This window comes from Azospirillum sp. A1-3 (assembly GCF_023806445.1).
Taxonomy (GTDB): Bacteria; Pseudomonadota; Alphaproteobacteria; order Azospirillales; family Azospirillaceae; genus Azospirillum.
In genome coordinates, this window is sequence record NZ_JAMSLU010000001.1 from 1,571,784 (window position 1) to 1,584,597 (window position 12,814).

Annotated in this window: 13 protein-coding genes; 7 read left to right on the forward strand and 6 right to left on the reverse strand. The window is 67.4% G+C overall.

What is annotated here, in order from left to right; all coding sequences use genetic code 11:
- Positions 1-473 precede the first annotated feature (473 nt).
- From dprA to M5E06_RS07445, 5 genes are all read left to right on the forward strand, one after another.
- Complete coding sequence (gene dprA / locus M5E06_RS07425; protein ID WP_252137699.1) at positions 474-1,610, forward strand: DNA-processing protein DprA; 1,137 nt, start codon at positions 474-476, stop codon at positions 1,608-1,610.
- 46 nt (positions 1,611-1,656) lie between these two features.
- Complete coding sequence (gene topA, locus M5E06_RS07430) at positions 1,657-4,446, forward strand: type I DNA topoisomerase (RefSeq protein WP_252137700.1); 2,790 nt, start codon at positions 1,657-1,659, stop codon at positions 4,444-4,446.
- Positions 4,447-4,665: 219 nt separating this feature from the next.
- Complete coding sequence (locus tag M5E06_RS07435; RefSeq protein ID WP_252137701.1) at positions 4,666-5,484, forward strand: enoyl-CoA hydratase; 819 nt, start codon at positions 4,666-4,668, stop codon at positions 5,482-5,484.
- Entirely contained in the window at positions 5,481-6,017 is a 537-nt protein-coding gene (locus M5E06_RS07440) for a CoA-binding protein (protein WP_136704234.1), read from the forward strand. The genes M5E06_RS07435 and M5E06_RS07440 overlap by 4 nt, the downstream gene beginning before the upstream one ends.
- A 21-nt stretch (positions 6,018-6,038) precedes the next feature.
- Positions 6,039-7,334: an O-acetylhomoserine aminocarboxypropyltransferase gene (locus M5E06_RS07445; protein WP_252137702.1), complete on the forward strand. Its 1,296-nt coding sequence runs from the start codon at positions 6,039-6,041 to the stop codon at positions 7,332-7,334.
- A 22-nt stretch (positions 7,335-7,356) separates the two neighbouring features.
- Here the strand turns inward: M5E06_RS07445 and M5E06_RS07450 are convergent, their stop codons facing one another.
- Entirely contained in the window at positions 7,357-8,592 is a 1,236-nt protein-coding gene (locus M5E06_RS07450) for an MFS transporter (RefSeq protein WP_252137703.1), read from the reverse strand.
- A gap of 222 nt (positions 8,593-8,814) precedes the next feature.
- On the opposite strand from M5E06_RS07450, the gene M5E06_RS07455 reads away from it, so the two are divergent.
- Positions 8,815-9,108, forward strand: a complete 294-nt coding sequence (locus tag M5E06_RS07455; protein WP_252137704.1) for a toxin-antitoxin system TumE family protein — start codon at positions 8,815-8,817, stop codon at positions 9,106-9,108.
- A complete protein-coding gene (locus M5E06_RS07460; RefSeq protein WP_252137705.1) occupies positions 9,105-9,449 on the forward strand; it encodes an HVO_A0114 family putative DNA-binding protein in 345 nt (114 codons plus the stop codon). Before M5E06_RS07455 ends, M5E06_RS07460 begins: the two co-directional genes overlap by 4 nt.
- Before the next feature lie 10 nt (positions 9,450-9,459).
- Here the strand turns inward: M5E06_RS07460 and arfB are convergent, their stop codons facing one another.
- Genes arfB through M5E06_RS07485 form a run of 5 tightly spaced genes read right to left on the reverse strand, consistent with a single transcriptional unit; the run spans position 9,460 to position 12,783 of the window.
- Positions 9,460-9,879 (reverse strand): alternative ribosome rescue aminoacyl-tRNA hydrolase ArfB, encoded by a 420-nt coding sequence (gene arfB, locus M5E06_RS07465; RefSeq protein WP_252137706.1) that lies wholly within the window; start codon positions 9,877-9,879, stop codon positions 9,460-9,462.
- Positions 9,876-10,784 carry a 16S rRNA (adenine(1518)-N(6)/adenine(1519)-N(6))-dimethyltransferase RsmA gene (gene rsmA, locus M5E06_RS07470; RefSeq protein ID WP_252137707.1) on the reverse strand — a complete coding sequence of 303 codons (909 nt, stop codon included), beginning with the start codon at positions 10,782-10,784 and terminating at the stop codon, positions 9,876-9,878. Before rsmA ends, arfB begins: the two co-directional genes overlap by 4 nt.
- A 56-nt stretch (positions 10,785-10,840) precedes the next feature.
- Entirely contained in the window at positions 10,841-11,149 is a 309-nt protein-coding gene (locus tag M5E06_RS07475) for an AzlD family protein (RefSeq protein WP_149198353.1), read from the reverse strand.
- Positions 11,142-11,876: an AzlC family ABC transporter permease gene (locus M5E06_RS07480; protein ID WP_252137708.1), complete on the reverse strand. Its 735-nt coding sequence runs from the start codon at positions 11,874-11,876 to the stop codon at positions 11,142-11,144. Before M5E06_RS07480 ends, M5E06_RS07475 begins: the two co-directional genes overlap by 8 nt.
- A gap of 22 nt (positions 11,877-11,898) precedes the next feature.
- On the reverse strand, positions 11,899-12,783 hold the full coding sequence (locus M5E06_RS07485; protein WP_252137709.1) for an AraC family transcriptional regulator: 885 nt from the start codon (positions 12,781-12,783) through the stop codon (positions 11,899-11,901).
- Positions 12,784-12,814: the final 31 nt, after the last annotated feature.

Consider the following 12,814-nt stretch of genomic DNA (forward strand, 5'->3'; position numbering starts at 1 on the left):
GCCCGAACGCGCGTCACCCCGCCGCAATTGACACATGGGTATGTTCCGGCTGCTCTTTGCGGGCCGTGCGGCATGCTGCCGAACGGCGTCCGAAAGGAAGTGACGCGAGTGAAGAAGTTCCTGAGGTGGCTCAACCGCTTCTGGTTCAAGTTGAAGATCGAGTTCCAAGCCGGCTTCAACAAGGATCAGGACAGGTAAGAGCCAAGGGGCGGGGTCGGGAAACCGGCTCCGCCTTCAGGACGAGAACTCGCGTCACCTCCTGACCGCTGAGGGTACCATCGCCGCCGAAGAGTTCAAGGCGGCAAGCGACCTGTAGCCCCGCGACGGGGACATTGGACAAGTTGCATTTCGGCAAGGCGTCTTCAGCCTTGAGGCTGCCCAGCGCGACAAATTCTCGCCATAGCGATCGTCATCCCAATTTCACACGATTGCATGTTGAATCCAGCTGCGTATCGGTTGTAGAAACTATTCGCATGACACAACCGCGCCGCCCCTTGACCGACGCCGAACGGCTCGACTGGATCCGCCTCATCCGCACGGAGAATGTGGGGCCGATCACCTTTCACCGCTTGCTTGAGCAGTATGGCAGCGCCGCCAGGGCACTGGACGCCCTGCCGGATCTGGCGCGGCGCGGCGGGCGGGCGAAGCCGCTGCGCATCGCCTCCAAGGCCGAGGCGGAGCGGGAGATGCAGGCGAACCGGCGTTTCGGCGCTCAACTGCTCTGCGCCTGCGAACCTGATTATCCGGAGCCGCTGGCCGCGGTGGATGATGCGCCGCCGGTGATCTCCGTCGCCGGACACGCCCATCTGCTGCGGCGGCGCGCGGTCGCCATCGTCGGCGCGCGCAACGCCTCGCTGAACGGCAAGAAGTTCGCCGAATCGCTGGCGCGCGAACTCGGAGCGGCCGGACTGCTGGTCGTCTCCGGCCTTGCCCGCGGCATCGACACCGCCGCCCATGCCGGTTCGATCGCCAGCGGCACCGCCGCCGTGCTGGCCGGCGGCATCGACGTCGTCTATCCGCCGGAAAATGACGGGCTGTACCGCGACATCGTGGCGCAGGGTGTGGTGGTGGCGGAAAGCCCCATCGGCACCCAGCCGCAGGCCCGCCATTTTCCCCGCCGCAACCGCCTGATCTCCGGCCTGTCACTGGGTGTGCTGGTGGTGGAGGCGGCGTTGCGCTCCGGCACCCTCATCACCGCGCGGATGGCTCTGGAACAGGGGCGCGAGGTGATGGCGGTGCCGGGTTCCCCGCTCGATCCGCGCTGCCATGGCACCAACAACCTGCTGCGCCAGGGCGCCACGCTGGTGGAACGGGCCGACGACGTGCTGCGCGCCATTGAGAACCTGAGGCCGCCGACGCTGGCGGAACGGCAGCGCGACCTGTTCAGCGCCCCCATCCATACCCCCGCCCCTGCGGCGGAACCGGACGAATCCGACCTTGCCAAGGCGCGCGCCCTGGTGCTGGAAAACCTGGGCCACTCGCCCGTCACCATTGACGAACTCGTTCGCGGGTGCCAATTGTCCGCTCCGGTGGTGCTGACCGTGGTTCTGGAACTTGAGCTTGCCGGCCGAGTCCAGCGTCTTCCCGGTCATCAGGTCTCTCTCGCCTGATCGGCATCGCCGTGGTTTGGGTGGGCATACGCGAAGGGCTGGTTTCTTGCCGGGCAGCAACGTCGTCATCGTCGAATCGCCGGCCAAGGCGAAGACCATCAACAAGTATCTGGGCGACGACTATACCGTCATCGCCAGCTTCGGCCATGTCCGCGACCTTCCGGCGCGGGACGGTTCGGTGCGCCCGGATGAAGACTTCGCGATGGAATGGGAACTTGGCGACCGCTCCAAGCGCCACATTGACGAGATCGCGAAGGCGGTGAAGTCGGCTGACCGCATCTATCTCGCAACCGACCCGGATCGCGAGGGAGAGGCCATCGCCTGGCACCTGTCCGAACTCCTTCGCGAAAAGCATCTGTCCGACAATCGCGACGTCCAGCGCGTCACCTTCAACGAAATCACCAAGTCCGCCGTCCAGACCGCGATGGCCAACCCGCGCGCCGTGTCGCAGGAGTTGGTCGACGCCTATCTGGCGCGCCGGGCGCTGGACTATCTGGTCGGCTTCACCCTGTCGCCGGTGCTGTGGCGCAAACTGCCGGGCTCCAAGTCGGCCGGCCGGGTGCAGTCGGTGGCGCTGCGCCTGATCTGCGAGCGCGAGTCGGAGATCGAGGTCTTCAAGCCGCAGGAATACTGGTCGATCGCGGTCGGTTTCACCACGCCGGCCGGGTCCTCCTTCACCGCGTCGCTGACCCAGTTGGACGGCAAGAAGCTCGACAAGTTCGGCCTGCCCAACCGCGAGACGGCCGAGGCCGCGGTGGCGAAAATCCGCCCGCAGACCTTCGCCGTGTCGCAGGTCGAGCGCAAGCAGAGCCGCCGCAACCCGTCGCCGCCCTTCACCACCTCGACCCTGCAGCAGGAGGCCTCGCGCAAGCTCGGCTTCGGCGCCACCCGCACCATGCGCACGGCGCAGAAGCTGTATGAGGGCGTCGACATCGGCGGCGAGACGGTCGGCCTCATCACCTATATGCGAACCGACGGCGTCAGCCTGTCGCAGGAGGCCATCGACGGCGCCCGTAGCCTGATCGGCTCGCACTATGGCGAGCGTTACGTCCCGGCCCAGCCGCGCGTCTACAAGACCGCCGCCAAGAACGCCCAGGAGGCCCACGAGGCCATCCGCCCGACCGACTTGCACCGCCGCCCCGAATCGGTGTCCGGCTATCTGGAAAGCGACGAGCTGCGGCTGTACGAGCTGATCTGGAAGCGCACGCTGGCCAGCCAGATGGAAAGCGCCGTGCTGGATCAGGTTGCGGTGGACATCGCCAGCCCGTCGAAGGACGTGGTCCTGCGCGCCACCGGCTCCATCGTCGTGTTCGACGGCTTCCTGAAGGTCTATCAGGAGGACCGCGACGACGCGGCCGAAGACGACCAGCAGGAACGCCGCCTGCCGGCCATGGACCAGGGCGACGCTCTGGACCGCGGCGACATCGTCCCGGACCAGCATTTCACCCAGCCGCCGCCGCGCTATTCCGAAGCCAGCCTCGTCAAGAAGCTGGAAGAGCTGGGCATCGGCCGGCCGTCCACCTATGCCTCGATCCTGCAGGTGCTGCAGGACCGCAACTATGTGCGGCTAGATAAGCGGCGCTTCATCCCGGAGGACCGCGGCCGGCTGGTGACCGCCTTCTTGGAGAACTTCTTCCACCGCTATGTGGAGTACAACTTCACGGCGGAGCTTGAGAACCAGCTGGACGAGATCTCCGACGGCAAGATCGATTGGAAGACCGTCCTGCGCGACTTCTGGACCGCCTTCGACGTGGCGGTGAACGGCACCAAGGATCTGACGATCACCCAGGTGCTGACCACGCTCGACAACGAACTCGGCGCCCATTTCTTCCCCGCCGCCACCGAGGACGGCCACGACCCGCGTGTCTGCCCGGTCTGCCGCGAGGGCCGGCTGGGGCTGAAGCTCGGCAAGATGGGCGCCTTCATCGGCTGCTCGCGGTATCCGGAGTGCCGCTACACCCGGCCGCTGGCCGTCGCCAACGACGAGAACGGCGAGGCGCAGGAAGGTCCGCGCGAGCTGGGCAACGATCCGGAGACCGGCCTGCCGGTGACGGTGCGCCGTGGCCCGTACGGCGCCTATATCCAGTTGGGCCCGGCGCCCACCGCAGCGGTCGCTCCGCCGGAGGAGCCTGCGGCGGAAGAGTCTGCCGCCGACGGCAAGAAGCCGAAGGCGAAGAAAAAGAAGAAGGACGACGCGCCCAAGCCCAAGCGGGTGTCGCTACCCAAGGGCATGGCCGCGGCGGACGTCGATCTCGACACCGCGTTGAAGCTACTGGCACTGCCCCGCGTCATCGGCAATCACCCAGAAACCGGCGAGGAGATCAGCGCCGGCATCGGCCGCTTCGGCCCCTATCTGAAGCATGGCAGCGTCTACAAGTCGCTGACGCCCGATGACGACGTACTGACCATCGGCATCAACCGCGCCGTCGACCTGCTGGCCGGCGCCGCCAAGAAGGCGTCGGCCCCGGCCAAGACGCTGGGCGACCACCCGAAGACCGGCAAGCCGATCACCATGGGCTCCGGCCGCTTCGGTCCCTATGTGAAGCACGCCAGCGTCTATGCCTCGATCCCCAAGGGAACCGAGCCGGACAGCGTCACGCTGGAACAGGCGCTGGAGCTGATCGACGCCAAGGTCGCCAAGGACGCCGCCAAGAAGGGCAAGGCCCCGAAGGAGGCCGAACCGGCCAAGGCCGAGGGCGCGGAGGCTGAGAAGCCCGCCAAGGCGAAAGCCGCGGCGAAGAAGCCCGCCGCCAAGAAGACGACCAAGGCCAAGGCCGCCAAGGACGCTCCGGCGGAAGCCGCCGTGCCGAAGAAGAAGACCGCCAAGGCATCGTAACCGAAGTTCCCTCTCCCACCCCGGGAGAGGGATTTTCGCAGGCGGTTTTCCTACTAAAACAAAAGACATTAAAGCAGTTCAGACAAAATTCTCTGTTGAAATCCCCATCGGCCTGTCGTCTCATTGTCCCTGCCCTGCAGGTTCCCCGTGTCACCCGCAGGCCCGGCGCGTTAAGCTGCCGGCGGTGCGCAACCAAAGGAATACGGGAGGACAACGACCATGAGCGCCGCGGTTTCGACACACGATTCCCATTCCCCGCAGGATACACCGCTGGTCCTGCGCGAGGATCGCGATGGGGTCGCCACCCTGACGCTGAACCGGCCGAAGGCGCGCAACGCGCTGTCGGTCGGACTGATGGCGGCGCTGCAGGACGCGCTCGACATCATCGACGAGGATCGTTCCGTGCGCGCGGTGGTTCTGGCCGGGGCCGGTGGCGCCTTCTGCGCCGGACATGACCTCAAGGAAATGCGCGCCGCCCCGTCGCGTGAGCTGTACGAGGCGCTGTTCACCCAGTGCTCCCGCCTGATGCTGACGATCAACCGCGTCCGCCAGCCGGTGATCGCCAAGGTGCGCGGCGTGGCGACCGCCGCCGGCTGTCAGCTGGTGGCGACCTGCGACCTTGCTTATTGCGAGGAGGACGCGCGCTTCGCGACGCCGGGGGTGAACATCGGGCTGTTCTGCTCGACGCCCATGGTGGCGCTGACCCGCGCGGTCGGGCGCAAGGCGGCGATGGAGATGCTGCTGCTGGGCGACCTGATCGACGCCGAGGAGGCGGAGCGCATCGGCCTCGTCAACCGCGCGGTGCCGGCCGATCAGCTGGACGAGGTGGTGGACAGCGTCGCCGCTAAGATCGCGTCCAAGTCACCGCTGACGCTCGCCTCCGGCAAGGAGGCCTTCTACCGCCAGATCGATCTGGACGTGGAAGGCGCCTATGCCTACGCCGCCAAGGTGATGACCGAGAACATGATGGCGCAGGATGCCGCCGAAGGCATCGACGCCTTCCTGGGCAAGCGCGCGCCGGTCTGGTGTGGCCGATGACCGATCCCAAGCTGAGCGATCTCAAGATCACCGAGCCGGCCGATTACACCGACGCCTTCCTGCGCGGCGTGCTGGAAAACGCGAAGAGCATCGCCGTGGTGGGGGCCAGCGCCGACCCGGTGAAAGCCAGCTTCTTCGTGATGAAGTATCTGCGCGACAAGGGCTATCAGGTCATCCCGGTCAACCCGAAGATGGCCGGCCAGACCATTCTCGGCCTGCCGGTCTACGCCAGCCTGAAGGATTTGCCGGAGCCGCCGGACATGGTCGACATCTTCCGCAACTCCGCCGCCGCTGGCGGGGTGACGGACGAGGCGATCGCCGCCGGGGCCAAGGTGGTGTGGATGCAGTTGGGCGTCCGCAACGACGAGGCGGCGGCGCGGGCCCAGGCCGCCGGCCTGACGGTGGTGATGGACCGCTGTCCGAAGATGGAAATCCAACGGCTCTACGGCGAAATCGGCCGGATCGGGGTCAATTCCAACGTGCTGGTGACGCGCCGCATGGCGCCGACGAAATCGTTCAAAAAGCTGATCTGAAAAATTGGGGGAATCACGCAGATGACTGAGCAGAAGAGCTTCGGCTTCGAGACCCGCGCCATCCATGCCGGCGCCGCTCCCGACCCGGCGACGGGCGCGCGACAGACGCCGATCTACCAGACCACCAGCTTCGTCTTCGAGGATGTCGACGACGCCGCCTCTCTGTTCAACCTGCAGAAGGTTGGCTTCATCTACTCCCGCCTGACCAACCCGACGGTGGCGGTGCTGGAGGAGCGTCTGGCCAATCTGGAAGGCGGCGCCGGCGCCACCGCGACCTCCTCCGGCCATGCCGCCCAGCTGCTGGCGCTGTTCCCGCTGATGGCGCCGGGCGATCACATCGTCGCGTCAAAGAAGCTCTATGGCGGTTCGCTGAACCAGCTCGGCATCAGCTTCCCGCGCGCCTTCGGCTGGCAGCCAAGCCTCGTCGACACCGACGACGTGGACAACGTCAAGGCGGCGCTGACCGAGAAGACCAAGGCCATCTTCGTGGAGAGCCTCGCCAACCCCGGCGGCGTGGTGACCGACATCGAAGCCATCGCCAAGATCGCCGACGAGGCCGGCATCCCGCTGATCGTCGACAACACGCTGGCCACCCCCTACCTGATCAACCCGATCCAGTGGGGCGCCACGCTGGTGGTGCATTCCACCACCAAGTTCCTGTCCGGCAACGGCACCTCGGTCGGCGGCGTGGTGATCGACAGCGGCAAGTTCGACTGGAGCAAGTCCGGCAAGTTCCCGGCGCTGAGCGAGCCGGACCCCGGCTATCACGGCCTGCGCTTCCACGAGACCTTCGGCCATCTCGCCTTCACCATCCACGGCCATGCCGTCGGCCTGCGCGACCTGGGGCCGAGCCAGGCGCCGATGAACGCATTCCTGACGCTGAACGGCATCGAAACCCTGCCGCTGCGCATGCAGCGCCACGCCGAAAGCGCGCTGAAGGTGGCACAGTTCCTGGAAGGCCATCCGGCGGTCGGCTGGGTCAGCTATGCCGGGCTGGAGTCGTCCAAGTACCGTGACCTCGCGAAGAAGTACCTGCCGCGCGGTGCCGGTGCGGTGCTGACCTTCGGCGTCAAGGGCGGCTTCGAGGCTGGCGTGAAAATGGTGGAGAGCGTCGAGCTGTTCAGCCACCTCGCCAACATCGGCGACGCCCGCTCCCTCATCATCCACCCGTCCTCGACCACCCACCGCCAGCTGTCGGCGGAGGCCCAGGCCTCGGCCGGCGCCGGTCCCGACGTGATCCGCCTCTCGATCGGGCTGGAGACGCCGGAGGACATCATCGCCGACCTGGATCAGGCACTGAACAAGACGCTTGCGTGAGGAACTCCAATCCGGCGGCGGGTCACTCCGCCGCCGGCAACGGCTCCGCCACCGGTTCGGCCTTGCGGCGGTCGTCGGGCAGCAGCAGGGCGGCGGCGAAGGCCAGGGCGGCCAGCGCCGACAGGGTCAGATAGAGCATGGTGAACTCACCGGTCCGCTCATAGACCCAGGCGACCAGCTGCACGGCCAGCGGACCGGCGCCGAAGGACAGGATGTATTTGGCGCCGAAGGCCAGCCCGCGGTGCTTGTCCGGGGTATAGCGGGCCAGCAGCATGTTCTCCGCCGGGATCTGTGTCTGCGAAGCGATCACCACGAAGGCGGCGGCGGCCACCAGCGGCACGTCGGCCAGGACGGCGACTGCGGCCATCAGCGGAATCTGGACCAGCAGGCAGAGCATATAGACCCGCTTCAGCGAATGGCGGTCGGCCAGCACGCCGCCGACCATCTGCGGCAGGGCGGAGATCAGGTAGACCGCCGTCACCAGCCCGCCGACGCCCAGCGTGCCGGTGCCGAGCCAACCGCCCAGCCGCGCCTCGAACAGCTTGGGCAGCACCACCTGCATGGCGTTGAAGATCAGACCGGCACAGACCATGGTCAGCGACAGCACGAAGAAGGCGCGCACCACGTCGCCGCGCGACGGCTTGGGCTGCGGCTTCACGTCGGCGTGGCGGTCCTGAACGACGCCGGTCATCATCAGCAAGGCCAGAACAACGCCCAGCACGAGGCAGATCGCGCCGGGGATGATGAAGGCCATGCGCCAGTTCAGCCATTGCGTCAGGCTGCCGGCGACCACCGCGGCGGTTGCGACGCCGAAGGTACCGAACAGGCCGAGCCAGCCCATCGCCTTTCCGCGATTCTCGGCGTTTGCCATCATCCAGGCCATGCCGACGGGGTGGTAGATCGACGCCCCCAGCCCCAGCAGGGCCAGCGACCACATCAGCATCTCCGGCCCGTCCGACAGTCCGGCCAGCACCGCCCCAGCACCGGTCATCAGGTAGAAGACGGCGATCATGCCGGCCGAACTCCAGCGGTCGCCCAGCCAGCCGGCGAGCGGCGCCCCCAGCCCGATCATGAAGGCGCCCAGCGTCCACAGCCGGATCAGTTCGTCATAGGAGAGCTTCCATTCCGTTTCCAGCGCCAGCACGATGGTGAGGAACAGCGCCGACACGATGTGCATCAGCGAATGCCCGACCCAGGCGAACCCGACGGACAGCCGCGCCGAGGTCGGCGACGGCAGGGCGGCGGAAGGGTGGCTCATGGAACGTCTCCGACCCCGGACCTGTTCGGGCCGGGAAATGTTTCACAGGCAAGCGAAAAGCAAAGCTGGCACGGGATGGTTGAACCGTCCAATGCGCCTGCCTCATGGCGGACATGCCGCGTCGAATCAGGTGGCAGCGTTGTCGGTCAACAGGGCTGGACATGATGTGGTGGGCCGCCATATGTGGCTTTACCACATCATCGGGACAGCTTATCTTAGGGCATGAACAAAGCCGTGCTCCTCCTGTCCCGTAAGACCCTCTACGACGACGGAAGCATCATCCAGGTGCGGGTCTGGTCAGTGGCCGCTCCCGTACCGCCATCGGAGCATGGCTACAAGTACAGTCTGTTTTATGGAAGAGCCGGCGAACGGATCGTCGGGTACGACAACGAGAAGGGCAAAGGTGACCACAAGCACATCCAGGGCCGGGAGACGCCGGTTCGATTCGAGACTATGGACCAGTTGATCGACCAGTTTTTCGCCGATGTCGCGGCGGTCAGGGAGGGAAGGCTATGACGACGCTTCAGATCCACATCGGGATCGACCTCCAGGCCGAGGCCGCTGCCATCAAGGATGCGCTCCGCCGCCATGCAGCCGGGAAAACCGTCCGGGAGCACCACATCACCTTCGAGTCCTTCGAGGGGATGGCGCGGGTTCTCACGCCGAAGCGACTGGAGATCCTTCGGCATCTTCATCGCACTCCCACCGCAAGCATCCGGGCATTGGCCGGGGCACTGGGCCGCGATTACCGTAACGTCCATTTGGACGTGACCGCATTGGTCGAGGCCGGACTGATCGACGATCAGGACGGTTTGCGGGTGGATTATGACGATGTCGAAATGAAGATGGCGCTCTGACGGGAGGCGCTCAGTCGTGAACGTTCCCACGCATCTTCTTCACCTCCGACCGCTTGGCCTTGCCCTCCAGTCGCCGCTCCTTGGATCCCTTCGTCGGTTTGGTCGGGCGGCGGGGTGGCGGCGGCGGGGTGGCGGCTTCGCGGATCAGGTCGATCAGGCGTTCGCGGGCGTCTTCACGGTTGCGCATCTGCGAGCGGTAACGGTCTGCCACCAGGATCAGCACGCCGTCCTGGGTCAGGCGCGATCCGGCAAGCCGCTCCAGCCGATAGCGCACCGGGTCGGGCAGGTTCGGCGAGCGCCGCACGTCGAAGCGCAGCTGAACCGCGGTCTCCGTCTTGTTGACATGCTGGCCGCCGGGGCCGGAGGCGCGGATGAACTCCTCCTGCAATTCGCTCTCGTCCAAGCTGATGCGGGGATTGACCCGGATCATGTCGACTCCCCCGTTGGCGGCTCCAGCGGATGGCGGGCGCGGAAGGCGCGGGCGAGAGCGGCGAAGCCGGCGACGTCGATCTCCTCCGCTCGGGCGGTCGGGACGATGCCGGTCTCCTCCAGCAGGGCTTCGGCATTGCCCAGCGATTTCAGGCTCTGGCGCAGCATCTTGCGGCGCTGGCCGAAGGCGGCGGCGGTGACCTGTTCCAGCGCGCGCCAGTCGGCTGGCTCGGGGTTCATGCGCGGAGTCAGGTGAACGACCGTCGATTCGACCTTCGGTGGCGGGGTGAAGGCGCGCGGTGGCAGGTTGAACAGCACGCGGGCGTCGGAGCGCCACTGGGTGATGACAGACAACCGGCCATAGGCCTTGCTGCCCGGCTTCGCCACCAGCCGGTCGGCGACCTCCTTCTGGAACATCAGGGTCAGGCTGACATAGGCCTCGATCCGCGCCAGCCAGCCGAGCAGAAGCGGGGTCGCGATATTGTAGGGCAGGTTCGCGACGATGGCGCGCGGGGCGGGAACGAGGTCTTCCGGGTCCACCGTGAGGGCGTCGGCCTCGACGATGCTCAGGCGGCCCTGCGATGCCTCGATGACGTCCTGCAGCGCCTCGATGAAGCGGCGGTCGCGTTCGATGGCGATGACCTTCACCGCATTGGTCGCCAGCAGCGCGCGGGTCAGGCCACCGGGACCGGGACCGACCTCGATGGCGGTGGTGCCGGCCGGCAGATTGGCCGAGCGCGCGATCCGCCCTGTCAGGTTCAGGTCGAGCAGGAAGTTCTGCCCCAGCGACTTGCGCGCCTCCAACCCGAAACGCGCGATCACGTCGCGCAGCGGCGGCAGGGCGTGCGGGTCGAAGCCAGCCGGGGTGGATGCGGGCGCGGAGGGGGCGGAGATCGGGTCGGTCATTCCCGACTTATAGGCATCCCCCGCCCGCTTCACCAGACGGCAGTTTGCAACAATGACTACAGCAGGCGGCGCAGCAGCACGACGGCGACCACGCCGGCCACCACCGCCACCACCATCGGCACGCGCCGGGCGATCAGGCAGACGAAGGCGGCGGCCAACGCATCGGATGGGCGCGACAGGGCGGCGGGCGCCACCAGGGCGACCAAGACAGCGCCCGGCGTCGCCTCCAGCGCGGCACTCGCCGCCCGGCCGGGCCGGATCCGCGCGATCAGCCACGGCCCACCGATCCGCGTCATCCAAGTGACCAGCGCCCCGCCCAGAACGATGGCGAAGACGCTCCAGTCCAGGTGCAGCGACTCAAGCATCGCGCGCCCTCCCCTGTCCCTGTCCCGGCCCCTTCGCTTGCATTGCGGCGACCGCTCCGCCGGCCAAGGCGCCGGCCAGGATGTGCCATGTCCCTCCGGAAGACAGCGCATGGACGGCCAGCGCGGCGGCAGCGCTCGCCAGCCAGGGCGGCAGCGAACCGACTCCACGCCAGAACCCGGCCAGCAGGCACAGGAAGACGGCGATGAAGGTGAAATCCAGCCCCCAGGCGGCGGGGTCGGCAATCAGCGTCCCGGCCAGCGTCCCCGCCACCGTGCTGGTCAGCCACGCCAGATAGAGCGTCGCCGCCACGCCGTACCAATAGGCCAGCGTCAGCTCCGGCCCGCGGCGCAGCGCCAGCGCCCATTGTTCGTCGGTCATGAAGAACAGCGCCAGCCCGGCCCGTGCGCGGGGAACGCCGCGAAAGCGCGGCTCCAGCGTCGCCCCCATCAGCAGGTGACGCAGGTTGACCAGCAGAATGGCGCCGACCACCGCCAGCCCGGCGCTTCCCTTGTCCAGCAGTTCGACCGCAACGAACTGGGAACTGCCGGCGAAGACCAGCGCGCTCATCAGCCCCATGTCCAGCGCCGACAGCCCGGCCTTGGCGGCGAGACTGCCCAGCAGGAAGCCGAAGGGAACCGCGCCGGCCACGATGGGCAGGCAATGGACGACGCCCGCCGCGAACTCCTGCCGCGGGGATGCCGGTATGGGGTAGCTACCCATGCTCATGTGCTTGCTCATGGCTGCGAAACTAGGCGGCGACGGCGGGCGCGTCTTGGACGGGATTGCTGCCGCGCCGGTATTGGCCGGGGGAGACGCCGACCCGCCCCTTGAACACCCGGTTGAAATGCGCCTGATCGCAGAAACCGCAGGCCAGCGCCACGTCAGCAAGCGGCAACGGACCGGCGAGCAGCCGCTTGGCCTGGGCGACGCGGCGGTCGGTCAAATAGCCGTGCGGTGTGGTGCCCACCGCCGCGCGGAAGACGCGCAGCAGATGGAAGCGGCTGAGCCCCGCCGCCTCGGCCAGATCGGCCAGTTCCACCGGGCTGTCGAGGTGGGCGTCCAGATACTCCCGCGCGCGGCGGACCGCCGCCGGCTCCTGCCCGGCATCGCGCGGGCGGGCGGTCAGGTCGCCGTGGCGCAGGGCCAGCGCAGTGAAGGCGCGCAGCGCGTCGGTGTCGGTGCGCAGCGGCTCGCGGTACGGCCCCTCCAGCCCATGGTGCAGGCCGCGCAGGGCCTGGAACAACTCCGGGTCGTCCAGTTCGGTGGCGGCGAAATGCGGGGCGACGGGCCGGCCCAGCGCATCCGTCATCGCCTGTTCGAACAGCGCCACCGAGGGGTAGAACATGCGGTAGGCATAGCCGTCCGCCGCCGGGCGGCCGTCATGCAGAACCTCCGGATCCAGAACCACGACCTGTCCGGCCCGCGCCACCCGCTCGGCGCCGCGGCAGCGGTATAGCTCGGTCCCGGCGGTGATGACGCCGACCACATAGGTCTCGTGCGTGTGCGGGGCATAGCTGTGGCGCTGGAAGCGGGCGTTCAGGCATTCCATGCCGTCGAAGCGCGCTTCCCGCCACAAACGGGCGAAATCGCCTCCGCCGGCCGGAGTCCGGGTCAGTGCTGATTGCTGGTCCATGCCGCAGTCTAACAGGAGGGCGTGACGGTCG

Excerpts from the sequence above, each read along its gene's own strand:
- M5E06_RS07450 (WP_252137703.1), bottom strand. The coding sequence starts at position 8,592 with ATGAGCCACCCTTCCGCCGCCCTGCCGTCGCCGACCTCGGCGCGGCTG.
- arfB (WP_252137706.1), bottom strand. The coding sequence starts at position 9,879 with ATGATCCGGGTCAATCCCCGCATCAGCTTGGACGAGAGCGAATTGCAG.
- M5E06_RS07480 (WP_252137708.1), bottom strand. The coding sequence starts at position 11,876 with ATGAGCATGGGTAGCTACCCCATACCGGCATCCCCGCGGCAGGAGTTC.
- dprA (WP_252137699.1), top strand. The coding sequence starts at position 474 with ATGACACAACCGCGCCGCCCCTTGACCGACGCCGAACGGCTCGACTGG.
- rsmA (WP_252137707.1), bottom strand. The coding sequence starts at position 10,784 with ATGACCGACCCGATCTCCGCCCCCTCCGCGCCCGCATCCACCCCGGCT.
- M5E06_RS07440 (WP_136704234.1), top strand. The coding sequence starts at position 5,481 with ATGACCGATCCCAAGCTGAGCGATCTCAAGATCACCGAGCCGGCCGAT.
- M5E06_RS07475 (WP_149198353.1), bottom strand. The coding sequence starts at position 11,149 with ATGCTTGAGTCGCTGCACCTGGACTGGAGCGTCTTCGCCATCGTTCTG.
- M5E06_RS07455 (WP_252137704.1), top strand. The coding sequence starts at position 8,815 with ATGAACAAAGCCGTGCTCCTCCTGTCCCGTAAGACCCTCTACGACGAC.
- M5E06_RS07435 (WP_252137701.1), top strand. The coding sequence starts at position 4,666 with ATGAGCGCCGCGGTTTCGACACACGATTCCCATTCCCCGCAGGATACA.
- M5E06_RS07460 (WP_252137705.1), top strand. The coding sequence starts at position 9,105 with ATGACGACGCTTCAGATCCACATCGGGATCGACCTCCAGGCCGAGGCC.
- M5E06_RS07445 (WP_252137702.1), top strand. The coding sequence starts at position 6,039 with ATGACTGAGCAGAAGAGCTTCGGCTTCGAGACCCGCGCCATCCATGCC.
- M5E06_RS07485 (WP_252137709.1), bottom strand. The coding sequence starts at position 12,783 with ATGGACCAGCAATCAGCACTGACCCGGACTCCGGCCGGCGGAGGCGAT.